This is a genomic window from Paenibacillus sp. CMM36, assembly GCF_053570945.1.
The window spans coordinates 103,432-127,767 of the sequence record NZ_JBSEDY010000007.1 but is presented as its reverse complement, the minus strand read 5'-3'; the positions used below and the strand labels follow the sequence as shown (position 1 = coordinate 127,767).

21 protein-coding genes are annotated in these 24,336 nt (G+C 46.7%); 5 read left to right on the top strand and 16 right to left on the bottom strand.

What is annotated here, in order from left to right:
- Entirely contained in the window at window positions 1–1,179 is a 1,179-nt protein-coding gene (locus ACWA2B_RS15690) for a galactokinase (protein WP_029515710.1), read from the bottom strand.
- Between the two features lie 219 nt (window positions 1,180–1,398).
- Here ACWA2B_RS15690 and ACWA2B_RS15685 point away from each other — a divergent pair, with 219 nt between their 5' ends.
- The gene (locus tag ACWA2B_RS15685) at window positions 1,399–2,265 is read left to right on the top strand and encodes an AraC family transcriptional regulator (RefSeq protein WP_069012478.1); all 867 of its coding nucleotides are present in this window, start codon (window positions 1,399–1,401) and stop codon (window positions 2,263–2,265) included.
- Between the two features lie 126 nt (window positions 2,266–2,391).
- Here ACWA2B_RS15685 and mgrA read toward each other — a convergent pair whose 3' ends face one another.
- The 4 genes from mgrA to ACWA2B_RS15665 form a co-directional block, all read right to left on the bottom strand.
- Window positions 2,392–3,390 carry an L-glyceraldehyde 3-phosphate reductase gene (mgrA, locus tag ACWA2B_RS15680; RefSeq protein WP_039272878.1) on the bottom strand — a complete coding sequence of 333 codons (999 nt, stop codon included), beginning with the start codon at window positions 3,388–3,390 and terminating at the stop codon, window positions 2,392–2,394.
- Window positions 3,391–3,474: 84 nt separating this feature from the next.
- Complete coding sequence (locus tag ACWA2B_RS15675; RefSeq protein ID WP_039272876.1) at window positions 3,475–4,215, bottom strand: NAD-dependent protein deacylase; 741 nt, start codon at window positions 4,213–4,215, stop codon at window positions 3,475–3,477.
- Complete coding sequence (locus ACWA2B_RS15670; RefSeq protein WP_069012477.1) at window positions 4,212–4,982, bottom strand: HAD family hydrolase; 771 nt, start codon at window positions 4,980–4,982, stop codon at window positions 4,212–4,214. Before ACWA2B_RS15670 ends, ACWA2B_RS15675 begins: the two co-directional genes overlap by 4 nt.
- 14 nt (window positions 4,983–4,996) lie before the next feature.
- The gene (locus ACWA2B_RS15665; protein ID WP_039272872.1) at window positions 4,997–5,803 is read right to left on the bottom strand and encodes an alpha/beta fold hydrolase; all 807 of its coding nucleotides are present in this window, start codon (window positions 5,801–5,803) and stop codon (window positions 4,997–4,999) included.
- A gap of 313 nt (window positions 5,804–6,116) precedes the next feature.
- Here ACWA2B_RS15665 and ACWA2B_RS15660 point away from each other — a divergent pair, with 313 nt between their 5' ends.
- From ACWA2B_RS15660 to ilvD, 3 genes are all read left to right on the top strand, one after another.
- Window positions 6,117–7,151, top strand: a complete 1,035-nt coding sequence (locus ACWA2B_RS15660) for an acyltransferase family protein (RefSeq protein ID WP_069012476.1) — start codon at window positions 6,117–6,119, stop codon at window positions 7,149–7,151.
- Window positions 7,152–7,327: 176 nt separating this feature from the next.
- On the top strand, window positions 7,328–7,576 hold the full coding sequence (locus ACWA2B_RS15655) for a KGG domain-containing protein (RefSeq protein WP_165149659.1): 249 nt from the start codon (window positions 7,328–7,330) through the stop codon (window positions 7,574–7,576).
- Between the two features lie 345 nt (window positions 7,577–7,921).
- Window positions 7,922–9,610: a dihydroxy-acid dehydratase gene (ilvD, locus tag ACWA2B_RS15650; protein WP_341039864.1), complete on the top strand. Its 1,689-nt coding sequence runs from the start codon at window positions 7,922–7,924 to the stop codon at window positions 9,608–9,610.
- A 99-nt stretch (window positions 9,611–9,709) separates the two neighbouring features.
- Here ilvD and ACWA2B_RS15645 read toward each other — a convergent pair whose 3' ends face one another.
- Window positions 9,710–11,095, bottom strand: coding sequence for a polysaccharide deacetylase family protein (locus ACWA2B_RS15645; RefSeq protein WP_449292374.1), 1,386 nt, complete (start codon window positions 11,093–11,095; stop codon window positions 9,710–9,712).
- A gap of 179 nt (window positions 11,096–11,274) precedes the next feature.
- Between ACWA2B_RS15645 and ACWA2B_RS15640 the strand changes: the two genes are divergently transcribed.
- Window positions 11,275–12,429 (top strand): AI-2E family transporter, encoded by a 1,155-nt coding sequence (locus ACWA2B_RS15640; RefSeq protein ID WP_069012474.1) that lies wholly within the window; start codon window positions 11,275–11,277, stop codon window positions 12,427–12,429.
- On the opposite strand, the gene ACWA2B_RS15635 is transcribed toward ACWA2B_RS15640, so the two are convergent.
- The 10 genes from ACWA2B_RS15635 to alaS all read right to left on the bottom strand — a co-directional run bounded on the left by ACWA2B_RS15635 (window position 12,417) and on the right by alaS (window position 24,297).
- Entirely contained in the window at window positions 12,417–14,192 is a 1,776-nt protein-coding gene (locus ACWA2B_RS15635) for a peptidoglycan D,D-transpeptidase FtsI family protein (protein ID WP_318627535.1), read from the bottom strand. The two genes, ACWA2B_RS15640 and ACWA2B_RS15635, sit on opposite strands and share 13 nt — an antisense overlap.
- Window positions 14,193–14,318: 126 nt before the next feature.
- Window positions 14,319–16,565: a methyl-accepting chemotaxis protein gene (locus ACWA2B_RS15630; RefSeq protein ID WP_449292373.1), complete on the bottom strand. Its 2,247-nt coding sequence runs from the start codon at window positions 16,563–16,565 to the stop codon at window positions 14,319–14,321.
- Window positions 16,566–16,788: 223 nt separating this feature from the next.
- Complete coding sequence (locus tag ACWA2B_RS15625; protein WP_069012471.1) at window positions 16,789–18,120, bottom strand: peptidase U32 family protein; 1,332 nt, start codon at window positions 18,118–18,120, stop codon at window positions 16,789–16,791.
- A gap of 32 nt (window positions 18,121–18,152) precedes the next feature.
- Window positions 18,153–19,082, bottom strand: a complete 930-nt coding sequence (locus ACWA2B_RS15620) for a peptidase U32 family protein (RefSeq protein WP_340932934.1) — start codon at window positions 19,080–19,082, stop codon at window positions 18,153–18,155.
- A gap of 11 nt (window positions 19,083–19,093) precedes the next feature.
- Entirely contained in the window at window positions 19,094–20,122 is a 1,029-nt protein-coding gene (gene mltG, locus ACWA2B_RS15615) for an endolytic transglycosylase MltG (RefSeq protein ID WP_069012469.1), read from the bottom strand.
- A 94-nt stretch (window positions 20,123–20,216) separates the two neighbouring features.
- A complete protein-coding gene (locus ACWA2B_RS15610; RefSeq protein WP_013311522.1) occupies window positions 20,217–20,522 on the bottom strand; it encodes a DUF1292 domain-containing protein in 306 nt (101 codons plus the stop codon).
- The gene (locus ACWA2B_RS15605; RefSeq protein WP_241113411.1) at window positions 20,519–20,827 is read right to left on the bottom strand and encodes a DUF1292 domain-containing protein; all 309 of its coding nucleotides are present in this window, start codon (window positions 20,825–20,827) and stop codon (window positions 20,519–20,521) included. Before ACWA2B_RS15605 ends, ACWA2B_RS15610 begins: the two co-directional genes overlap by 4 nt.
- 13 nt (window positions 20,828–20,840) lie before the next feature.
- Complete coding sequence (gene ruvX / locus ACWA2B_RS15600) at window positions 20,841–21,257, bottom strand: Holliday junction resolvase RuvX (protein WP_029515724.1); 417 nt, start codon at window positions 21,255–21,257, stop codon at window positions 20,841–20,843.
- A 9-nt stretch (window positions 21,258–21,266) separates the two neighbouring features.
- The gene (locus tag ACWA2B_RS15595) at window positions 21,267–21,527 is read right to left on the bottom strand and encodes an IreB family regulatory phosphoprotein (protein WP_007431624.1); all 261 of its coding nucleotides are present in this window, start codon (window positions 21,525–21,527) and stop codon (window positions 21,267–21,269) included.
- Between the two features lie 136 nt (window positions 21,528–21,663).
- On the bottom strand, window positions 21,664–24,297 hold the full coding sequence (gene alaS, locus ACWA2B_RS15590; protein ID WP_029515725.1) for an alanine--tRNA ligase: 2,634 nt from the start codon (window positions 24,295–24,297) through the stop codon (window positions 21,664–21,666).
- Window positions 24,298–24,336: the final 39 nt, after the last annotated feature.

Below are 24,336 nucleotides of genomic sequence, written 5' to 3'. Positions count from 1 at the left end.
TTATTCGTCCTCCTTCAGTTCTTTAACTCCGTCTCCTGCCTTGCATACATAAAAGCTGGCTTCCAGCCCTGTGCGGGTCTGATAAGCTTCGCCGACTTCCTTCACAAAACGTTCAACATCGTCCTCATGAACCAACGAAACCGTACACCCTCCAAATCCAGCTCCCGTCATACGAGCACCCAACGTGCCAGGAATGCGTCGGGCTTCTTCAACCATGACGTCCAGCTCCGTGCAGCTGACCTCATACAAATCGCGTAATGAATCATGAGAAGCATTCATTAACTGACCAAAAGCTGCAAGTTCATTCGCCGCGAGAGCATCGACAGAGGCCAATACACGAGCGTTTTCCTCCACCACATGCTGTGCCCGCCGACGCACTGTTTCGTCCGTGATGTGGTGCTGAAGCTCTCCGAAACGCGTCTCATCCAGCTGAGCGAGGTATTCCAGTGACGGCTCCTGCTGCTGCAAAATGGACAGTGCTTCGGCACATTGGCTACGACGCTCGTTATAGGCCGAGTCCACCAAACCGCGACGCTTATTTGTATTGCCGATCACCAACTTATAATCTCCCGTACGGAATGGAACTTTGCGGTAATCCAACGTATCGCACATCAGTAGAATTGCATGATCAGCTGCTCCGTTCGCTACAGCGAACTGGTCCATAATGCCGCAATTGACACCAACGTAATTGTTTTCTGCTCGCTGGGACAACAAAGCGATTTCGACCGTATCTGTTTTCTGTTTTTCAATAGTGAGGAACGCGTATCCTGTAACAACCTCAATGGAGGCTGAAGAGGATAATCCAGCACCGTTCGGTATTTCTCCGTGATAGAGCAGGTCATATCCCTTAGACGGATAAACTCCCTTATCAGCTAGCTCTACCAACACGCCCACCGGATAGTCCACCCACTCATCCGTTTTGTTTTTACCTATTTCTCCGCGGGAGATAGATACTTCATACGACAGGTTTGTCGAAGCAAAATGAATCTCATCATCATTACGCGCACGAAGGATCAGCGTCGTTCCAAATTCCAGCGCAGCCGGGAGTACATAACCACCATTATAGTCGATATGCTCTCCAATCAGATTGACACGTCCAGGTGCATGAAATATCCGCAGTTCATTGCTGCTTTCACCATATTTTTTAATAAAATGTTTCTTTAATTCAGTAGAGTTCATATCCGCATCCACCTCGTATACCGTTAGTAAAGGCCACCTGATTTCCCTGTAACATCTTAATCAGGTTGACATCTCTTATGATTTCAGTATAAATGAAAGCGTCACACAATGTAATGCATCCATGTGTTTAAGCTATGGATAAATGTGACTTGGATATGTACAATGTAAGTATACCGCATACGCTAAACTATTCACAAATGCAGGAAGGATGACCCTATTTTGCAAACGCATTCATATAGTTATGCTGTCGCCTCTAATCCAGTGTTTTATGAAAATAGCCCACTGCATGTGCTTTTTGCAGGAGAGAGCCAAACCAAATCCGGTCATGCCGTAGGGCCGAAAATCTATGATTACTATCTGCTCCACTTTGTAGAATCGGGCAAAGGCATCTTCCGAACGGAACAGCACACATATCAGCTTGAAGTAAACGATTTTTTCCTTATCCATCCTGGTCAGCTGGTGAGCTATACCTCTGATGAAGAGGAACCGTGGCGTTATCGTTGGTCTGCGTTTACTGGACACCATACTGAGCAGGTGGTGCAGGAGGCAGGGTTGCGTGTTCACCAGCCTGTCTTCCATGCTTCCGATCAAAGTCCAATCCCCGGTTATTTGAAGCAAATGCAATTGGCCTTTTATAGCAGAAAATCTAGTTCTCATTTATCAGCCTTGGGCTATTTGTATCTGATTATGGGGGAAGCAGGCAATTACCTGAGCGACTGGACTGATCCGTCCGGGGCGGATTCACAAATTCAACGTACAGTCAAGCAGATGGTGCAATATATGTCCACTCAGTACGCACATCCCGTTTCCATTGAGCAAATGTCTGAAGGACTTGGTTATAACCGTGCGTATTTGTCACGGATATTCAAAAAGGAAACGGGCATCTCCCCCGTCACCTATCTGCTTAAGCTAAGAATTGACAAATCACGTCAACTGCTGCGTGAGCGTCCTGAACTATCGGTAGAGCAAGTGGCCGCTTCGGTCGGACTAACTGATGCCTTATATTTCTCACGTCAATTCAAGCGCTTCTGTGGTCAGTCTCCAACCGAGTACCGAAGCAAGGTTAAGCAGTATCCACAGTCGTAAAACAGACTTAAACAGCCCGCATCCTTTAAACGGATACGGGCTGTTAATTTATATTGTATAAGAGAACACGAAATTAGGCCGATGACTACAAATTAACTTTCGCCATTAGGCTGTGCCGCCGCCCTGTCAGTTCCCGGCATTCAGAATCGAATCAATCCGATCCAGTTCCTCCTGAGAAAAGTCCAGATTGGATAAAGTAGCAACATTTTCTTCAATTTGGCTTACACGGCTTGCCCCAATCAAGACAGAGGTCAGACGTTCGCCGCGCAGAGCCCAGGCCAGCGAGAATTGAGCCAAACTTTGTCCGCGTGCAGCAGCCATCTGATTCAGGGCGCGTACCTTGCGAAGTGTCTCTGGCGTCACATGGTTCTCATTCAGGAAAACCGATGTACTCGCTGCACGTGAATCCTCAGGAATTCCGTTCAAATATTTATTGGTCAGCAATCCCTGCGCCAGCGGGCAAAAGGCAATGCTGCCTACCCCGTTTTCGTCCAGTACATCTTGTAATCCATTTTCAATCCAGCGGTCAAGCAAGGAGTATTTCGGCTGATGAATCAGAAGCGGTGTTCCCAGTTCCTTCAGAATGCGAGCTGCTTCCGCTGTTTGCTCCGCACTATAATTGGACACACCCACATACAGCGCTTTGCCAGAACGTACGATATGATCCAGTGCTCCCATCGTTTCTTCCAGCGGCGTATCAGGATCAAATCGGTGAGAGTAGAATATATCGACATAGTCCAGCCCCATCCGCTTCAGGCTCTGATCCAGACTAGATATCATATACTTGCGAGATCCCCAGTCTCCATAAGGCCCTGCCCACATATTGTAGCCCGCTTTGGTGGAGATGACCAACTCATCCCGGTACGGTTTCATATCACTGGCTAAAACTTGTCCAAAAAATTCCTCAGCTGATCCCGCAGGAGGGCCATAGTTATTAGCTAAATCAAAATGCGTAATTCCCAGATCAAAGGAGCGGGTAATCATGCTACGGCCATTCTCCGCGTTGTTAATCCCGCCAAAATTGTGCCACAAGCCCAGCGAAATAGCGGGCAGTTTTAGACCTGATCTCCCTGTACGGTTATATTTCATACTTTCATAACGATCTTCGCCAGCTAAATAAACCATGCTATCCCAGCCTCTCTCGAAACATTGTAATGTCCATCACAACATCATCATAGCGCTTTTATCCAGGCGTTGACAAGAAAACGATTACAAACCTAATTGATGAGCAAGTTTTTCCATAACTTTACCGATTGGATCAGTGATTAAAAGATCCGCCTTATGATCATACGAGGTCGGATCTGTATTCAACAGCACCGTATGTTTACCACGAAAATAAGTAATCAAGCCCGCAGCGGGATGTACTGTCAGCGACGTTCCTCCAATTAACAGCAGATCAGCCTGTGAAATAGCCTGAACGGATTGAATAATGGTATCCTGATTCAGCTCCTCCTCATATAAAACGACATCCGGTTTGATAATTCCTCCATCTATCGGACATTTGGGTACAACCTCAGAGCTGTTCATCACTTCATCTAGACTGTAAAAGCGTCCACATTCCATACAGTGGTTGCGATGTACCGAGCCATGAAGTTCTAGTACATTCACACTACCTGCAGCCTGATGTAAACCGTCAATATTTTGGGTCACAACCGCTTTTAGACGGCCTTGTTTTTCCAATGACGCGAGGAAATGATGACAACCGTTCGGCTCCGCATCGGGATGCAGCATTTTGCTGCGATAGAAGTCGAAGAACACCTCAGGATGCTTCACAAAAAATGAACGGCTCAGCATAACCTCAGGGGAATAAGGCAATTTCTCCTCACTTTGATACAGGCCTGCTGCCGAACGAAAATCCGGAATACCGCTTTCCGTCGATGTGCCTGCTCCGCCGAAAAAAACAACATTCTGCGATTGCTGTATCCATTCCGCCAACGTATTAACTTTCATACCCTACGCACCTCCAGTTCTTCATATCCACGAACAACCTTATCCGCATCCAGTAAATGACCAGAACGTTCTGCTTCTGGCGCAAATCCAATAGCGAGCCGCACTCCGGCACGCTTGCCCATCTGCATGTCCCCATTACTGTCTCCGATGACTACCACGTCCGCCGGCGACAATCCTAGTAATGCGCAGGCTTTTTCAGCCATTTCCGGGTCAGGCTTACCGTATGTAACCCTATCATGTCCGATAATCTCGTCAAAATAAGATGTCAGCCCCATCCACTCCAAATGCTCCTGTGCAGCCTCGGTACTGTCAGAGGTCACAACTGCCAGCTTCAGCCCGGCATGGCGGCTTTGCTCCAGCAATGTCCGCAATCCTGGAAACACCTTCGCTGCCCGATGTCGCCGAATATCAGCCATCGCCGTTTTATTAAAGTCGCGGACAAGCCGCACAGCCTCATTCCACGGTACACCAGCAGTATAAAGCTGCCAAGCCAGTACCCCTGTACTTTCGTCCACCGTCCCCACGGCCAGCGGGCCAGAAGGATCGTAACCGATCACACGCCCCTCCTGATCGTGAACAGTACCTAGAACGGTACCTTTTTCCACCGTAAAACCGGCACCCGCCACGGCAAGATGCTGCTCCATCATATCCAGTATAGAACGAGCCCAGGGGCCCCACAACTGAATAAAATCCAGCAACGTTCCATCTTTATCCAATAGAATACCACGGCATGGGTACCGCTCCCCCTGCACGATCAGCTCAGACATGCAGCATACCTCCTTTACTGATTCTTAGGAGCCACATCCACACTTTCTTTCATCCAGTCCTGTAAAGCCGTTACCGTCTGATTCCATTGCTCGACAGCGCTAATTTTTGCAGGATTATCCCCTTTTTGGGCACCATAACTGCCGAATTGAGCATGATTACCCCCTTCGACTGTAAAATACAGCGTGTTGGCTGGTAAATAAGTTCTACCACTTTGGACATTTTCCATCTGGACGACTCCATCATCACTTCCCAGTAGAGAAATAACAGGCAGATTTTTATCCTTTAAATTTCCTTTGTTATCCGGGTAGGAGGCAAGGAAAAATACACCTTTGACCTGATCAGGATGCGCAGCTGCATATCGGGCCGCCATCACTCCACCTAACGAATGGCCTCCAATAACAAACGCTTCTTTCGGATATGCCTTTAGCACTTCATTCGCTAGATCCGGGGAGATCAATGCAAGGTTGAGTGGCATTTTTGCAATAATCACATGATGACCCTTTTCCGCCAGACGGCGTGCCAAAGGCGCATAGCTTTCGGGCTTCACCAACGCCCCTGGATACAAAATGACTCCAGCTCCGCTTCTTTTTACAGGCTCAAAACCAACCCAATGTTCTTGTTCATTTACTTTCACAGCATCCGCTACTTCGGCTAATGCAGCCGCCGCCGTCTCGTCAGGCTGATAAGGCGTAAATACCTTCCATGCTCCCCACCCTGCTATCAGTGCAATAATAATCAGGATGCCTAAGAGAACTTTCCATATTCTCCGAGGACCACGTGTCCCATATGAATTGTATGATCTTCTTGTTCTTCTTCTCATTGTAAAAGTCCCTTTCGTCTTTCGTACCTCGTAATTCGTAATTTGAATATAAAATGTGCCGCTGTATTCTCAGCGTAACTATAGCCTTGTTAGGGTAACATCGTTGCACATACAGGGTCAAATCAGCATACATTTCCAGGTATTAGCCCGTCTTTGTCTGGTGTTCAAGCTTTCGCCACACAATAAGGTTATGATAACGCTTACTATTGTGAATAAAATCACAATTATAAAGTCCAGAGTATCGTACCTTGTTCCTTGTAAAGAATTATTTTTTAAATAGTTTATTCGGCAGAAGCCGCTCGGAGGGAAACACATGACGACAAGCCATGATGTACAAGGGGAAAGCTTCTTTCTCAATTTGCGATTTCTGTTGATCATATGCGTATTTGCAGGAAATGCTCTGGAGCCTCTAGTCGGTTCATTTCATATTGCTCAACAATGGTTCAGCTGGATATTCATGTTTCATATGCCGTTGTTTGTACTCGTTACAGGCTACTTTGCCCAAACATCTTTGACCGGATCTGCAGGCCGAAAAGTTCTGCTTCAGATTGGTATGCAATATCTTATTTTTCAATCGCTCTATTCGATCTTGGATGTTGCGCTCTTCCACGTTCCCCATATCCATCATTCGTTCTTTGCTCCTTATTTGCTACTCTGGTTCCTTGCCAGCCATATCTGTTGGAGACTGCTAATGCTGTCTTTTCAGAAAATACCACCTGTCCTCCAATTGGGTATATCCGTGCTGCTCGGTATCCTCGTCGGGTATCTCCCTGTGGATGGTATATGGCTGAGCGTATGCAGAACCTTTGTTTATTTGCCTTACTTTGTAGCAGGTTATCATTTGAATTATGCGGACGTTCGGCGGTTCTTCACAGCTCCAGTCCGCATAATCGCTGGCTTTATATCTCTTCTGCTTATGGTACTGGCGGGAACGTCGTATTTCGACATCCCGGCAGGCTGGCTGTATGGCAATATGACTTACGGTGAATTGGGCCATACCGAATGGTACGCAGGAATTTACCGCATCGGCATTTATGGAGTTCAATGGATAGCATCCATGGCGTTCCTAAGCTTTGTTCCAGCTGTCACAGGACGTATAACCGAGATGGGAAGACGGACACTATATGTCTTTTTACTGCATGGCTTGATCGTCCGTACCGTCGTTGCGAAGGGAGTCTACGAATATATAGACACTCCAGTGGAAGTCATGTTGATTGTGGTGTGTGCTGCTGGTCTGTGCTGTATGTTGACCATGCCTTGGGTTCGAACTGCAACACGACCTCTGATTGAGCCACAGGTAGAGTGGATGCTAAGGCCAGCTCCTTATCCTTTTAGACGGTCCGCGTAATTTTTTTATCCATTTTTTATTTAACATTGAACACGCCACAACCCACTTACAGACCAACATGTGAGCAAGTCTACCCCCTCTTTACTCCACTTGGAGCCTGTTTCATACAGGCGTGACGTGGTAAGTAAAGGATGCGCGCAACAAAAAACAACTTTTTTATTAAGGAGTGATTTGTAATGGCACGTAATCAAAATCAGGGGAAAATGAGTCGCGAAGAGGCAGGTCGTATGGGTGGAGAAGCTACTTCCAAGAAGCACAATAAGGAATTTTATCAGGAGATTGGTAAAAAAGGCGGGGAAGCAACTGCAAACTCTCACGATAAAGAATTTTATCAGGAAATCGGCAAAAAGGGCGGCGATGCTACAGCTGAGTCGCATGACAAAGATTTCTACAGAGACATCGGTCGTAAAGGCGGCAGAAATTAAGGTGTAATGTCCTCTTCCGCCCTCCTTTAACATAAAAACAAGCTTGAGCCCATCCGCTTTATTGCGGAATGGGCCCTTTCATATTTTACCTGATACGCAAACCTATCAGTATACATATTTCTAATAGAATCACATTCTAACCTCCTCTAAATGCAATATATAGACAAATAAAACTGGTCATATCTATATATTGTTGATTACAGAACACTTCTTGTACTTTTTCAAAATCTTCATATATGTAGAAAAAAGCTCACATCTATGATAGACTCTTTAGAAAACATCTGCGCTATTACGGCGTCCATTGAACGCCATACTATTTTTATACTTTGGGGGGAAACCAGCATCATGACAGCTAAGACGAAAATGCGTTCCGATATGATTAAAAAAGGCTTTGACCGCGCTCCTCACCGCAGCTTGCTGCGCGCAGCGGGTGTCAAGGAGGAAGATTTTGACAAACCGTTTATTGCGGTATGTAACTCGTATATTGATATCGTACCAGGCCACGTCCATTTGCAGGAGTTTGGCAAAATTGTCAAGCAAGCCATTCGTGACGCAGGCGGTGTACCTTTCGAGTTTAACACCATCGGTGTAGACGACGGCATTGCCATGGGCCACATCGGTATGCGTTATTCTCTGCCCAGTCGCGAAATTATAGCTGACTCTCTGGAAACTGTCGTGTCCGCTCACTGGTTTGACGGCATGGTTTGTATTCCTAACTGTGATAAAATTACCCCTGGCATGATGATGGGCGCATTGCGCGTTAACATTCCAACTATTTTCGTCAGCGGCGGCCCTATGAAAGCTGGTAAAGACAAGAACGGACGCTCTATTTCCCTGACCTCCGTCTTCGAAGGCGTAGGTGCATATCAGGCTGGTAAAATCGATGATCAAAGCTTGCTTGAATTAGAACAATATGGCTGTCCGACATGTGGCTCCTGTTCAGGGATGTTCACAGCGAATTCCATGAACTGTCTCGCAGAAGCGATGGGTCTGGCTATGCCGGGTAACGGCACCATTCTTGCAGTAGCAGAAGAACGTAAAGAATTCGTTAAACAATCTGCACGCCAATTGATGGAATTGATTAAGCTGGATCTTAAACCACGTGATATCGTGACTAAAGAAGCTATTGATAATGCATTTGCATTGGATATGGCAATGGGCGGTTCCACGAATACAGTATTGCATACATTGGCACTTGCCCATGAAGCAGAAGTTGACTACCCTATCGAACGTATTAATGAAGTCGCAAACCGCGTACCTCATTTGTCCAAATTGGCACCTGCTTCCGACTATCATATTGAGGATGTTCATAATGCAGGCGGCGTAAGCGCAGTGTTGAATGAATTGTTGAAGAAACCGGGCGCACTGCATGGAGACTGTATTACTGTAACCGGAAAAACCATTCGTGAAAACGTAGAGGGTCAGGAAATTCTGGACACTAACGTCATCCACAAACTGGACAACCCTTATTCCGAACGCGGCGGTCTGGCTGTATTATTCGGTAATCTGGCACCGCAAGGCTCCATCATTAAAGTCGGTGCAGTTGATGCTTCGGTTGGTGGCTATCACAAGGGTCCTGCTATCTGCTTTGATTCACAGGAAGATGCACTGGCAGGTATCGCCAACGGTAAAATTAATGAAGGACACGTTGTTGTTATTCGTTATGAAGGTCCAAAGGGCGGACCTGGTATGCCTGAAATGCTCGCTCCAACTTCACAAATCGTGGGCATGGGGCTTGGTGCCAAGGTGGGTCTGATTACAGACGGGCGTTTCTCAGGTGCTTCCCGTGGTATCTCCATCGGTCATATTTCCCCCGAAGCTGCAGAAGGCGGACCTATCGCTTTTGTTGAGGACGGCGATATCATCGAGCTGGACTTGAACAATCGTAAGATTGAGCTCCAGATTACGGACGAAGAATTCGAACGTCGTCGCGCCAACTGGAAAGGCTTTGAGCCGAAGGTGAAAACGGGTTACCTGGCGCGTTATTCCAAGCTGGTGACGAACGCAAGTAACGGCGGAATTATGAAAATCTAAATGCTTTGCTAAGATAGGACTACTTTATGAACGGCTAAAAAGCCTCTCGATCCCTAACAAAGGATCGAGAGGCTTTTTTATTAGGTCATCAGGGTTAGCCTATTCAGTCAGCTCGCTGTTGAGTGCATGGACATCATCTCTCTGAGCTGCTTGCTCAAGAGCTTCGTTTGAGCGGTGTGAGTCTCCCTGATGAAAACGTTCAAACAAGGTATCCAGTGGCATCACAATTATTTTCGGTACCATTACATCTTTTTTTTCACTCAATTTCTCTAAGCCCGAAGGATGGATAACACGAAATAACAGCTTAAGATATACAGTGGACACATGCTTAAACAATCCTTTGGGAAGCTCTCGAACTTGAAATCCCAACTTCTCTGGTCCCCGATGAATCATACTTACTGCATAGATCGCCTTTACACCTTTCATTTCAGAATCATGTACAATGCGTTGGGTCAGATCAGGAAGTTGTTTTTTTACAATCCGAATTAATTGAATAGCTAGATGTACCATCGACTTTGCCGTCGAACCCAATTGGAACAACTTTTTATTATCAAAATGAAGTTCGATTACCGGGTCCCCTTTTTTTAGCCACCTGCTGTTCTCCATATTTACATTTGGCCCATGATAGATACGGCGACGATAATAAAAGATCGTATCCTCCTGACTTACGGGACGAAGACGAAACAAAACATGAAATAGACGCTCATACTGAAGCCATCCAAATACCAGCGTTCTTTTATACCAACCCATACTGGACATCTCGGAGGCAGTAGGTTGATTGACAGACTGACGGCAAAACAATGTATCCACCCGCACGCTGCGTAATTGTCGTTCTTGGGCGACCCTCAGTAGCTTCTCCAGTGCGATTAGCATATTCTGTGGCGCTTCCGCGTCTGCCCCCAATGTCGTACCACAGTCATGGAGCAGCATCACCTCGCCACCCCTTAGCTTTTTAAGCATTCTCTCTGCCAATTGTTTCGCTCCAATGCTTGCCTTCCAGTCCCCGAACATGGAAGACCATAATACGATTCGACGACCATTGGTGTTGGAAATATCAAAGAAGTTCACTATCCCCCAAGGTGGGCGATAAAAGGTCGTTCCCTCGCCAGTTACTCGACGAATGACTGACTCTGTCTGGGCAATTTGTCTTCTAACAGTAACAGGCCGCATAAGCCAATTCGATTTGTGCACATAATTATGAATACCAATTAGATGACCTTCATCATGCATGCGTTTCAGAAGCTCAGGGTGTTTTTCTGCATTTATCCCAACAACAAAAAAAGTAGCTTTGGCATCAAAACGCTTCAGTAAATCAAGCAGCTGCGATGTATACACTGGATCAGGGCCATCATCAAAGGTGAGCGCATATTCTTGTTCACTTTTGCCGCGCCTGAACACCCGGAAACCAAATATACGACTAACCAGCGCCGGAATAAAAGCATAAAAAGTTGAAATGTAAAACATCCATAACAGCAAAGTCTGCACGTTTTATCCCCACTTTTCTATTCTGAACTCCCCAAGCAGGCTTCCTGAGGAAAACTCACTTACTTATATGTTATCACAATGACGTAAACATGCCGAGATTTCACTACTTCATATGGTCAGCATTGAGGTCCAATTTAGTGTACAATAAATAAAAATCTAAAAGGAGTCGTTGTATCCATATGCTTCCATTGTACAAAAAATATTGGCGTACCGTTTTTGATATCGGTTTGATCGTATTAACCGTGTATTTAATTATGTTCGTATCCAGCAAACTGTATCAACTTGCCGCACCTGTGTTCCTTTCGTTCGTCGTGTTCTGGTGCATTGAACCTGCTGCCCGTTATTTTCATCGAAAAGGAATGAAAAAACCTTTTGCCTCCGCACTCTCCGTATTGCTGTTTATTATCCTTTTACTTGCTATTTTTTTCGGATTGGGTCTGATTCTGGTTACGCAATTTACGAAAGTCGCGCAAAACCTCCCACAGTATACTCAGATTATCCAAGCGGAATTCACGCGGTATCTTCATCTTTCTCAAGATAAAATCGCTGCTTTACCTCCGGGTGTTACCGAACGTGTGAATGAATATTTTGCGACTGCCACCACCATTGCTACGAAATGGGCACAGCTAGGCTTATCCTTTTTCATACAGTTCCTCAGTTCTTTCACTGTTTTTATGGGCAACTTTGCCATTGCAATCATTTTAGCGTTCTTTTTAAGTATGGAAATTAATCTTTGGAAGAGCATTGCCCGTAGTAAAACACCCAAGACACTAAAAACTGCTTATCTTTTTCTGAAAAACCACGTACTTAAAGCTATCTCCGCTTTTCTCAAGGCTCAAGCTCTACTGGTAGGGATTACCTTTGTTCTCGTATTTATAGGTTTACTCATTTTGCAAGTGGATAATGCCCTCTCATTGGCGCTCGTGGCAGCTTTGTTTGATATCCTGCCCTTGTTGGGTGTGCCTGTTATTTTTATTCCGTGGGCAGTGTATCTGTTCATCACAGGCAATACCGGCCTGGCTGTAGGCCTGCTTATTGTCATGGCTGTCACGGTGATCGTCCGCCAGCTGGCAGAGCCTAAAATCACTGGTAATTCCATCGGTGTTTCATCTGCCTATCTGATGCTTTCCTTTGCCATTATATCGTTGTCCATCTTTGGACTAGCCGGCTTAATTCTGTCACCCATTCTGATCATTTTGCTCAAAGAATTGTGGCAGCAAGGCTATCTGCAGCAATGGATTCGGTTTCCGACAGAGGAATTTGACGAGCCTCCGTTTATCGTTAAAATACAGGAGGAGGATCGTGAAGCTACTCGTGGTACTCAAGAGGATTGAGCTAACAGATCCATCACTTGACCAAACAGTGCTGTAGCTTGATTTGTAGAATCTGTTAAAGCATTTTGCACAAGGACGGCGACCGCATAACGAGGCCGCTCTATCGGACCATAACCTATAAACCACTGGTGATTTATAGGTTGACCGTTCTTCAAAGCTTGGGCCGTACCTGATTTGCCGGCCAGATTCCATGATTTATTACGCAACGAGGCACCAGTCCCCTGTGTCACAACCTTTTCCATTGCTTCACGAAGCGTGCGAGCCGTCGATGTATGAATCAAGCGGCTACCCTCAGGTGAAGGTGCAGCGTGAGTAGGTAGTTCCAGTAAGGTGCTACCATCTGCATAACTGATGCGTTTGACGACGCGTGGTGCATGTACTTGACCATCATGCAGCAAGGTAACGATGAGATTGGCAGCTTGGAGAGGCGTCACCAGCACATCACGTTGGCCGATAGCTGTCTGTACACGTACGCCCGGATCAGACGCGTTCGTATGGGGGCCGAATACGGCTCCCTTTTCTTCGTGATCCAGCGGTCTGAATTGAGGTAGTCCTGCAAGATTCCGCTCCTGCCAGCCCACAGTTCGGCCCAATCCCAGTGCAGAGGCTGTGGCCTGAATTTGCTCAGGATTAAGCCGTTCACCGAGATGAGCGAACACACTATTACAGGATACGGCAAGCCCTTCCTCCAGGTTCAGGGTACCGTGTCCTTCTTTTTTCCAGCAAGCCAAACCGTACTTGCCATAAGTTCCATGACAATGGAATTGTTCCTGCGGTTGGACAACACCTGATTCAAGTGCAGCAGCAGCCGTAACCAACTTAAAAATGGAACCAGGCGTTATCGCCTTAAGTGCACGATTAGACCAGTCTGTTTTTTTCTGGGGATCAACATGACCGGGATTATAAAAAGGGCGAGACACCATCGCCAGTACATCCGCGTTGCCTGCATCGAGCACTACCACCGCCCCTTCTGCCAAATGACTAGATTCCGTCAGCTTTTCAATCTGTTCCTGTATAGGTAGATCAATTGTAGTCTGTACCTGTAATGGATAGTGACCATTGGATGGAGCACTGACACGCAGCGGTACATGAGCCAATGGACGACGCTGCGCATCTACAAATCGGGAGACGAACGTTTCACCGATACCGCTCAGCAACGGCTCCAGCGTTCTTTCCAGCCCGGCTGCCCCCATCGGCAGTTCACTCGCTCGGTCGGCACGTTCATACAAAAAGCCAAGCCATTGCCTGCCATTGGGCAAATCCCTGTAACGTTTCGCATAAGGTACAAGCTCAATAAGCGAAGGGGCTAACTTCAGCAGCTTGCCTGCTTCATGCGGATTGATTTGTACGGGCTCTCCGCGCCCATCTCGCCATATGAGCGGGGATTGCAGCCCTTTCCATCGTGTCAGTAGTTGCTTCTTATTCGTACGCAGTAGCTCGGCCAGTTCTTCGCCATGTAAAGCCGCTTTGCCATCTACATCGGGAAAAAGTACTGGCGTCCATACTACTCCGCCAGTCAAGGGTCGCCCATGCCGGTCCGTAAACTGTCCACGTCCAGAGTCGATAGAAATGCCCTCCTGTCGCTGACGTGCTGACATTTCCTTAAGCGAATGCCCCCCATAAACGGACATATGAATGCCCGCTGTCCCCTGAAGCCAAGCCAGTCGGAATAATAAAATCAGCAGTAGCGCCATCACCCCCAAGGCCATATATGCAATTCGACGTTTTCGTATGAAACTGCTACCACGCCTCGGCACACCCATCCTTCTTTCATCTTTTTTCCAGTAGTATGTCCTGTAGTTGAAAAAGAAAACCCACTCAACTTTTAACGTTGAATGGGTTAACCACGGAGATCAGTGACAATCCTGATTCCCATGGTTTAGTTATATCTACACCGTAAACCGCGAAAGCTGTTCCTTCAAGTTCACTGATACTCCTTCCAGTTTATCCGACAAACCTACCAGTTGATTACCAATATTGGCCTGTTCAGTGCTGAGTGAAGCGACTTCCTGTGAAGTGGCCGAGGATTGCTCAGCTACTGCACTTACATTGGTCATTGCCTCGGACAATGTGGTCTGTGATTCACTCAGATGATGAATGGAGGCGGTGACCGTTCCCAACCGAAGCGCGAACTCTCCCATTTGCTGCTGCACCGATTGGAAAATGTCCGTTGTTTCCTGCACGGCTCCCATTTGCTCCCGGAACAGCGGGTACACCTCAGATAATGCCTGTACCGTTTCATTCATCTCATTGACGATGTTATTAGTAATACCCGTAGCTGTGCGAATAGCTTGACGTGATTGTTCAGCCAACTGCCGAACCTCATTAGCTACCACCATAAAACCACGCCCAGCCGTCCCCGCTCGTGCTGCTTCAATCGTCGCATTCAGTGATAGAATATTCGTTTGTTTAGCAATATCCTGTAATACGTCCAGCACCTTAAAGACATCGGAAGTTGTCTTCTTCAGTTCATCTACTTTGCCTACCAGAGCATGCGTAGTTTCTTCCGTAACCTTAGTCTTGCTCAATAGAGTTTTCAGTTGAACTGTCCCTTGTTCACTGGATTGTTCAACTTCTTGTGCGACCAGACTCATTTCATGATTGGAAGCCATAACCGTATCCATTTGCTGAGATATATTCCCGGTTAGTCCGCTGCCACGTTCGGCCTCTGTTGCCAAACTGGCGGCGCCATGAGCAATTTCTTCCGTTGCTGCTGCTATTTCTTTGGCTGAAATGGCTGTCTTCTTCGAGGCATCGCCTAGTTCCGTCGCTGTTTTCAGAACCTCCTGAGCTGAGGCATTCGTCTGCTCTACCAGCAATGTAATTTGCTCCATCATGATATCAAAGCTTTCTGACAACTGCCCAATTTCATCCTCAGCCTTATAGTTCGTTCGAATTTGCAAGTTGCCTTTGGCGCCTTCGACCATTAAATCCTTCAGGTGTGTCAATGGACGAGCCACGAGACGCACGATCCATAGGCCAATGAACAATGCAATGAGTGCAGCCACTGCAGCAAATATCCAGGTCGTGGTTAGAATCCCCTTAGCGTCTCTCACCAGCTCAGATACAGGTACTACACCCACGAGAATCCATTTGGAAGTTCCCAGCGTATTATGAACCGCAAGCACATTTTGCTCTTTGCCGTCTGCTTCCTGCTCCATAATTTGATTTCCTTCGATCCCCTCAAGCTTGGAAACGTAATCCAGCTTTGTCTTTCCTCCAGCCAAGCTCTCATTGTTAGAGCCTACAAACTCACCCTTGTCTGTCACAAGGCTAATCATACTGCCTGAGCCCAAATTAACACCTTTCAACTCGTCCTCCACCGCACTGGACTTTAAATCCATAACCAGAACGTAAGTCCCTCCCAACCCGGACATACTGTTCATGGAGCGTGCTAGGCGAAAGGTCTTGCTGCCATTGTCATTCACCTGTGTAGGTAACCAAACAATTCCCTTGTTTTTCAAAATATCCTTAAACCATGCTTCCTGCCGTACATCTTTTTGTGTTCCAGTGCCCATAGCAGCAAACTTGGTTTCTTCCGGGTACAAGTACAATGAATCAATCGCTTTATTCGTAAAAGCAATATTCGTTAACTTCTTGTTTACTTCGCCCATAGCAACAAAAGATGCAAAGGGATTTTTATCTTGCTTTACAGCCTTTTGCAACTGATCACTTAATTCAGTATCAAAAAATACCTGTGTCGATGTGTCTTGAAAGCGCTCTAGAATAATGTCAAGCTTTTCTGAAGTTTGCTGAACGGTCTGCTGATAAGCCGTTGCTGCATTTTGCTCAATCGTACTTTTAGCCTTGTAGTATGAGAGCATCCCCAAGCTGACCACAAATAACATAATTGCCGCAAAAAAGATCAGAAACAACTTCATTCCAACCGAACGTATCGGATTATAGTTTTTGACCAAATGCATGAAATCTTTACTGTACCTTTCTGGCTTAAGTAAACGCTTTAAATTGTGTGTACCCTTACGAATCGCCTTAGCTAACCAGGGGGCAACCTTCGAAGACACCGCAACCATTTGTTCTCCTTTATCCGTTGCTTTACTGCCTTTCAAACCCTGCATTTGATCCGTTTTCTTGGGTTGCCTTTTTACTGTATTCCCCTCTTTTTTCCGTAAACCCATTCCTCTCACCTACCACCATATAATTAGTTTCTAATTCCACGTCATCCATTATGTATCTATTATCTATATAACTTCTATCGGAACTATTCGACAAGGAATGTAGCTTTCCTTTGAGCATCAACTAAATTTTGTGAAACTTTTTTCCTAGAAAACTATTCAAAAAAAGGCCTCTCCAACCGATAGGAGAGGCTTTTGATTCTTTCATCTGTGACTTAAGGCTTATTTATTTCTTTTTACGCATCATATCAAAATACGATACGGGCTGATCTACCTTCATTCTAATTCGTTGAAGCGGGTGACGAGCAGCATCCAACTCGTTGCCTTCCTCATCCCAGATCGTTCCGACCGTTTGTTTGAAGAATGTTCCGTTCGGACCGAAAAATTCAATTTCATGACCGGGTTTAAAATGGTTCCGTTGTTGAATAGTTGCGATCCCACTCGCGGCATCGTAGTCCATGACTAGTCCAGCAAAATCATAAGGGACTGCCTTTTCTTCCGGCTCATAAATATGATCCTCATGATCCGGTGTATCGTAGAAAAACCCTGTATTCAGCGGACGATTAGCTGCCTTGTTAATTTCTTCAATCCATTCTGGTTTGAGCACATAATTTTCAGGATCAGCCATATAGGAATCAATCGCTTGACGATAGACATTCACGACCGTTGCCACATAGTGGATAGACTTCATCCGTCCCTCTACTTTAAAACTGTCTACACCTACATCAATCAGATCAGGGACATTTTCAATCATACATAGATCCTTGGAACCCATAGAAAAAGCATTATCACTCTCTTCAAACAATGGAAGCTGGTTAACACCGAGCTGGAACTGTTTCAGTGCATTGCTAACCTGTGCCTCTTCTTCAGATATCCAAACCTCACCTGGGCGGGCATCCTCAAACAGATCGTATTTCCAGCGGCAAGACTGACAACATCCCCCACGATTGGAATCACGGTCTGTAAAGTGATTGGACAACACGCAGCGGCCGGAAAATGAAGAGCACATCGCACCATGGACAAAAGCCTCGATTTCGATGTCCACATGCTTTTTAATTTCTTCGATTTCCTCCAGACTGGTCTCACGTCCAAGTACCACACGCGGTAACCCCTCGTTTTTCCAAAACTTTACCGCTTGCCAGTTCAGCGTGGACTGCTGTGTGCTCAAATGCACTTCCAATCCAGGAACAGCGCGCAATGCCACGGATACAATAGCCGGATCAGCGACGATAACGGCATGAATTCCCGCCTCGTACAGATTGCGCAAGTACTCCTCAATTCCGGCAATATCTTCATTGTGGGCATAGATATTGGTGGCCACAAGCACTTTAGCACCATACTTGTTCGCAAATTCTACACCTTCGCGCATTTCCTCAAAACTGAAATTATCGGCGTTAGAACGCAGACCATATTTTTGTCCACCAATATATACAGCATCCGCGCCATAGTGAACGGCAAACTTCAGTTTTTCCAGATTTCCGGCAGGAGCCAACAGCTCCGGCTTGTCCAAACGATTCCGTTTACCTATATATTTTCTCGCTTTGGTTATCGTCCCCATGACGTTCCCCCCTCTGTAAATTCATTTTAAAATTAATAAACCTGCTCTTTATAGAAAAATCCGAAGGAAAGTTCCCGTTCAGGATCTTGAAGACGGCGAACTTCATCCAGCCAGCTTTCATCATAAGCGTAAGCATCCGGGTCGGCTGTATAACTATCTATTGCTTTACGATAAGCACGAACAACCGCCTCATTGTAAGCCGTAGGCTTCAATAAGCCCTCGATCTTAAAGCTATGCACGCCCGCCTCCATTAGAATATGCAGGTCCTCCATGATGCAAAAATCATCTGAACTCATAATATGTGTCCCATTTATATCCTCGTAAATAGGGAACTTCTCTTCTTTCCGCTCTGCTTCAATCAGAAACAAGCCGCGTCCTCTACCCAAATCCCCTTCTACATTACGTCCCTGGTGCAGCATATAACTTTGAACAAGCTTACGCTTGGAGTGATAAATATTAGTCATGCCATGTACCTGAACCTGTGCTTCTATGTTCAACTTTGGTATCATTTCGGTAATTTCATCCATACTCAGCTCACGAGCCAAAATGACCCGGGAAGCCCCCTTTTCACCCCAATAGTTGGCGGTTGCGAAGTTGGTAGAGATCATCTCTCCGTTCCAGAACAGCTTCAGATGCGGGGCATACTCCTTCACGGCCATAAGCACTGCGGGATCATTAAACTCAATGGCGTCTATGCCGCATCCAGCTAGGGTCTGCACATATTCGGGAAGGAGCGGCAATAGCTCGTTCGTCATCAAATTCGTCATAGATACATATACCTGCGCCGCATGCTTGCGTGCTTCTTCTACCACTTCACGGATTTGGTCCGGTGTAAAATGTCCCGGCAGTCGCATTCCAAAGCGGTCATCTCCAATAAGTAATGCAGTAGCTCCAGCCCCCAGCATATGGCGGGCATCCTCCGGAGAGCTGGCAGTTGCCAGTAGTTCGGGTTTGTAAGCCATAGGCTCACCTCCTAATTTGTCTTACGGTTACTTACCTGAATGTTATGCAAATGTTCTTTATACGTTTTGGCAAACAAATGTTCATGTGTCCCGTCTTTTTTGGTCACATAAAATAAATAATCTGTAGCTTTCGGCTGTAAAGCCGCTATCACTGAGTTCAGACTGGGACTTGCAATCGGCCCTGGTGGAAGTCCCAGATGCAAATACGTATTATAAGGGCTTTCCACAGCCAAATCCTTGTAATACAGCCGTTCTTTTTGCTTGTCCAGCATATATTGAACCGTAGCATCAATTTCCAGCTTCTTACCCTGTTTGAGCCGGTTATAAATGACGCCAGCTACTACAGACCGCTCATCTTCCACAACCACCTCGCGCTCTACCAAAGAAGCAACCGTCAGCAGTTGATGCAGCGTTTCACCCCGCTGTTTCAGCTTGGCATCCAGATCGGAAACAGTCTCCAACCGCTTTTGTGTCTGTTCTAGCATCACCTGTATCATATCTTTGGCCGTGCTGCCCTTTTTCAGCTCATAGGTTTCCGGGAAAAGGTAGCCCTCCAGCGCATAGCGAAGCCCCGCCTGCTTTGGAATGTCCCGCACCAGCGCGACGTCAAAAGCGGACGGATCGTTGGCCAGCTGCAAAAATTGCTGCCGGTCTGCCAGTCCTTCCTTTTGCAGCTTATCAGCCATCTGTCTAATCGTAAAACCTTCCGGGATTGTAAAACGAATCATTTCCTCTTTGACAACATCTCCAGCCGATAACTTAGTAATCAACTGATCAAAGGTTGCGCCAGGCTGCGCCTCATATTTTCCGGCCTGAAATGCGCTTCCTTGCTGTTTGAATTTTACATAAGCCTTAAACACGAGCGCATTACGTATAAGTCCCTTTTGCTCCAGCGTATCTGCGATTGCCGATGTTCCTGTTCCCTGCACCACCGTAAAAGCAACGGGTTGTGTTTGGGGCTGAACAGGCTGCATGGCATTCCAAATATAGAGGGCTACCCCTCCTGCTATAATGATAAGCAGTAGCAACAACGTAAACATCCTCGTCCTTCGCTTCACATCCACCCAACTCCTTCACAGCCAAAAAGGGCGGACTGGTCCGCCCTTTCAGGTTTGATCTCATCGCTATCCAGACTTACAGTTCTTCCGGCAACGTACATTCATCGTACAGTTCGGAAATATCTTCCCACTCATCATCATCTTCAATGGTGGTGATAGAGATTTCGCCGTCTGTGGATGAGCTTACATGGTAAAGTTCATGTTCGCCAACAGCAGCCCCGGGTCTACGCAATACGGCGTACCGTTGCTCCCCTACCTTGAACTCTGCTTCCAATTCCATGCGAATCGCATGGCCCTGTTCATCCTGCAACTCTACATCGCCGTCGAACGTTTCCTTCAAATCAGAGGTCCAACTCAGGTCTTCACGTGAATAGCTCGTCATTTCCCGTCTTCCTCTTCCTCTTCCTCTTCTTCTACGAATGTATTAAAGGTCTCTTCGACGATTTCCCATTCGGCATCGTCTTGGATCACAAACAATTTAATATCATCGCCTTCTTCCTCGTAACGGAAGGCGTACACATCGGACTCATCAGCTTCAGGGTCCACTGGCGCAACCATCATGTACTTCGCTTCGGAACCATCTACCTCAAACTTCATAATGACCTCGAACTCTTCCTCGTTGCCCTCGTCATCGGCAATATAAATAATTTCCGGCTCTTCTTCCATACCCACTTGATTTTCAGCCATTACGAAATCCCCCTCACCTTGTACTGTGTGCGTCCAAATAGTTTTGCAAGATCAGGCTTGCGGCCAGTTTATCTACCACCTGCTTGCGTTTTTTTCGGCTGACGTCGGCCTCCAGAAGCGTACGCTCCGCCGAACGCGTCGTCAGCCGTTCATCCCAAAGGTGAACGGGTAAACCCAGTAACTCCTTGAGTCGGTTCGCAAACTCGATGCAAATCTCACCGCGTGGACCCACGGTTCCGTTCATGTTTTTCGGCAAGCCAACAACAACCTCGCCGACCTCATTTTCACGAACCAAATTTGCAATTTTACCGAACTCGCTGTCGTCACCGCGTCGTTCTATGACTTCCAATCCTTGGGCGGTCCAGCCGAAGGCATCACTTACGGCGACCCCAATTCGGCGATCCCCGTAATCCAATCCCATTACTTTCATGCCTGTCTCCTAACGATGCTTAGCAAGATAGAAACGAACCAACTCTTCAATCAACTCATCGCGTTCTTTTTTACGTACCAGGCTTCTAGCATTATTATGCCGTGGCACATAAGCCGGATCACCGGATAGCAAATAGCCGACAATTTGATTGATCGGATTGTATTCTTTTTCTACCAACGCATCATATACGGTCAACAAAATCTCCTGAGCAGAAGCTTCCTTTTCATCTGCCTTGACATTAAATTTGACCGTTTTGTCCATGGAATCCATTGTTGACACCTCGCTTCCACAAAACATGTGTACATGTTTATGCCAGCTTATTCTTTTACATCATACCATAAGCAAAGCCCTACAAGGAAATATCTAAGCCCGTTTTTTCCCAAAAATCTGCAAAAAATATCGAACTTTATCCTTGTGAGGCTGCCGCCACCAGTTCATGCGCACGTTGAAGTGCTTCATCCAGCTTGCTGGCATCCTTACCACCGGCTTGCGCCATGTCAGGTCGTCCGCCACCGCCGCCACCGCATACGGCAGCAATTTCTTTCACGAGCTTGCCTGCATGAAGTCCGGCCTTGGTATGCTCTGCCGGAACTGCTACGACAAAATTAACTTTATCGTCCATTGCAGCGCCGAGCACCAGCACAGCAGCCGGAAGTTTCCCTTTCAGTTCATCAGCAATCGCACGCAACGCGTCCATGCTGGAAGCCTGCACGCGCGCAGCCAGCAGTTGCACCCCGCCTGCTTGCACGACCTGATCGGTCAGCTGGCCTGCCTCAATAACGCTCAGCTTGCTTTGCAGCGATTCATTTTCACGACTAAGGTCTTTAATTTGTTGCTGCAATGATTCGATACGCTTTGGTACCTCAGACAGCTTGGATTTTACAAGTCCAGCCGATACCTTCAACAGCTCTAATTGACCTTCCATATATTCAAAACCAAAACGTCCGGTCACCGCTTCAATACGACGTACACCTGATCCAATGCCGCTCTCGCTGACAAGCTTGAACAAGCCAATTTGCGAAGTATTGCTGACATGACAGCCACCGCATAGTTCAATGCTGTAATCGCCTACTTTAACGACCCGCACGATATCTCCATATTTTTCACCGAACAGCGCCATTGCTCCGAGAGCCTTGGCTTCATCAATCGGTTTCAGTTCAATATTAACGTCCAGTTGGCTCCAGATGGCACGGTTTACACGCAGTTCAATATCCGCCAGTTCTTCTGGTGTAATGCTTCCAAAATGGGAGAAATCAAAACGCAGACGCCCAGGCTCTACCAAAGAACCCGCCTGATTGACATGGTCACCCAGCACTTCTTTAAGCGCTTTGTGAAGCAAATGCGTAGCCGTATGGTTTTTCTCAATTTCTCCACGTGAAGCTTGATCAACTTCAGCTTTCACCGTATCGCCAACGTTCAGCTCACCAGCTTCTACAACAACCTGATGCACATGCTGACCTTGTGGCGCCTTAAACAATCCTTCGACCTTCGCGGTTACCGTACCTCCACGCAGCAAGCCTTGGTCACTGACTTGTCCTCCGCTTTCGGCATAGAAAGGAGTCACATCCAGCACGACCTGGCAAGACTGCCCTTCACTAACAGTGTCCACCAGTACATCTTCATATACAATCGCCACAATTTTAGACTCAGTTACGAGGTCATTATATCCAACAAATTCACTTTTAACCGCCAGATCGGACAAAGCTCCGCCCTGAATCTTCATGCTGGCGCTGTCCTGATGTGCATCACGGGCGCGTTTGCGTTGTTCCTGCATCGCTTCATCAAAGCCTTCACGGTCTACTTTCAAGCCCTGCTCGTCTGCATAATCCTCTGTGAGATCGAATGGGAACCCGTACGTATCATACAGTTTGAAGGCATCTGCTCCACTAATGACATTGCGACCTTCTGCCTTCGCCTGAGCACTGATATCGGACAAAATTGCCAATCCATCTGTCAGTGTTTCATGGAAGCGTTCCTCTTCCGTTTTGATCACTTTGATGATGAAATCACGCTTGTCCACTACCTCAGGGTAATACACACCCATGACATCCCCAACGGTTTCCACCAGCTCAAACATAAATGGACGGTTCATGCCCAGCATTTTGCCATAGCGCACAGCCCGGCGCAGCAAACGGCGGATCACGTAACCGCGTCCTTCATTAGAAGGCAGCACACCGTCACCAATTGCAAAAGCTACGGTACGAACATGGTCAGCAATAACCTTAAGAGCCACATCACTGTCCACATTTTCGTTATATTTCACTCCTGCCATCGCCGCTGTTTTTTGAATTAGTGGCTGGAAGATATCCGTATCAAAGTTGGAATCCACATTTTGCAGAATGGATGCAAAACGCTCCAATCCAGCCCCTGTATCAATATTTTTGTTTGGAAGCGGCGTATAGCTACCGTCTTTGTTATGGTTGAATTGTGAGAAAACGAGGTTCCACACTTCCAGATAACGCTCATTTTCTCCCCCCGGATACATTTCAGGGTCCGTCATGTCGCTACCGTAGGCTTCGCCACGATCATAAAAGATTTCCGTACAAGGTCCGCAAGGACCTTCACCGATATCCCAAAAGTTATCTTCCAGTTTGATGATACGTTCGGCAGGAAGTCCAACTTTTTCGTTCCACAGCTTGTACGCTTCCTCATCCTCAGGATACACAGTTACAGCCAGACGTTCCGGATCAAAACCAATCCATTTTGGATCCGTCAGAAACTCCCATGCCCATGTAATGACTTCTTCCTTAAAATAGTCGCCAATAGAAAAGTTGCCGAGCATTTCGAAAAAGGTGTGATGGCGGCGCGTTTTACCGACATTCTCAATATCGTTCGTCCGAATACATTTTTGCGAATTGGCGATACGTGGATTTTCTGGCTTCACACGTCCGTCAAAATAAGGCTTAAGCGGTGCCATACCCGCATTAATCCACAGCAGGGAAGGATCTTTATGTGGAACAAGCGGCGCGCTTGGTTCAATCACATGTCCCTTGCTTTCAAAAAACTCCAGCCATTTGGAGCGGATTTCACTAGCTTTCATATAAGTAGCCTCCTAATTATGGTGTCACTGGTTCCTGGC

What these genes read in the sequence shown, in the direction of transcription:
- ACWA2B_RS15665 (WP_039272872.1), bottom strand. Translation starts at nt 5,803, where the DNA reads ATGAGAAGAAGAACAAGAAGATCATACAATTCATATGGGACACGTGGT.
- mgrA (WP_039272878.1), bottom strand. Translation starts at nt 3,390, where the DNA reads ATGGTTTATTTAGCTGGCGAAGATCGTTATGAAAGTATGAAATATAAC.
- ACWA2B_RS15630 (WP_449292373.1), bottom strand. Translation starts at nt 16,565, where the DNA reads ATGGGTTTACGGAAAAAAGAGGGGAATACAGTAAAAAGGCAACCCAAG.
- ACWA2B_RS15605 (WP_241113411.1), bottom strand. Translation starts at nt 20,827, where the DNA reads ATGGCTGAAAATCAAGTGGGTATGGAAGAAGAGCCGGAAATTATTTAT.
- ACWA2B_RS15675 (WP_039272876.1), bottom strand. Translation starts at nt 4,215, where the DNA reads ATGAAAGTTAATACGTTGGCGGAATGGATACAGCAATCGCAGAATGTT.
- alaS (WP_029515725.1), bottom strand. Translation starts at nt 24,297, where the DNA reads ATGAAAGCTAGTGAAATCCGCTCCAAATGGCTGGAGTTTTTTGAAAGC.
- ACWA2B_RS15640 (WP_069012474.1), top strand. Translation starts at nt 11,275, where the DNA reads ATGCTTCCATTGTACAAAAAATATTGGCGTACCGTTTTTGATATCGGT.
- ilvD (WP_341039864.1), top strand. Translation starts at nt 7,922, where the DNA reads ATGACAGCTAAGACGAAAATGCGTTCCGATATGATTAAAAAAGGCTTT.
- ACWA2B_RS15660 (WP_069012476.1), top strand. Translation starts at nt 6,117, where the DNA reads ATGACGACAAGCCATGATGTACAAGGGGAAAGCTTCTTTCTCAATTTG.
- ACWA2B_RS15620 (WP_340932934.1), bottom strand. Translation starts at nt 19,082, where the DNA reads ATGGCTTACAAACCCGAACTACTGGCAACTGCCAGCTCTCCGGAGGAT.
- ACWA2B_RS15595 (WP_007431624.1), bottom strand. Translation starts at nt 21,527, where the DNA reads ATGGATTCCATGGACAAAACGGTCAAATTTAATGTCAAGGCAGATGAA.
- ACWA2B_RS15690 (WP_029515710.1), bottom strand. Translation starts at nt 1,179, where the DNA reads ATGAACTCTACTGAATTAAAGAAACATTTTATTAAAAAATATGGTGAA.
- ACWA2B_RS15670 (WP_069012477.1), bottom strand. Translation starts at nt 4,982, where the DNA reads ATGTCTGAGCTGATCGTGCAGGGGGAGCGGTACCCATGCCGTGGTATT.
- ACWA2B_RS15655 (WP_165149659.1), top strand. Translation starts at nt 7,328, where the DNA reads ATGGCACGTAATCAAAATCAGGGGAAAATGAGTCGCGAAGAGGCAGGT.
- ACWA2B_RS15625 (WP_069012471.1), bottom strand. Translation starts at nt 18,120, where the DNA reads ATGGGGACGATAACCAAAGCGAGAAAATATATAGGTAAACGGAATCGT.
- ACWA2B_RS15635 (WP_318627535.1), bottom strand. Translation starts at nt 14,192, where the DNA reads ATGGGTGTGCCGAGGCGTGGTAGCAGTTTCATACGAAAACGTCGAATT.
- ACWA2B_RS15610 (WP_013311522.1), bottom strand. Translation starts at nt 20,522, where the DNA reads ATGACGAGCTATTCACGTGAAGACCTGAGTTGGACCTCTGATTTGAAG.
- ruvX (WP_029515724.1), bottom strand. Translation starts at nt 21,257, where the DNA reads ATGAAAGTAATGGGATTGGATTACGGGGATCGCCGAATTGGGGTCGCC.
- mltG (WP_069012469.1), bottom strand. Translation starts at nt 20,122, where the DNA reads ATGTTTACGTTGTTGCTACTGCTTATCATTATAGCAGGAGGGGTAGCC.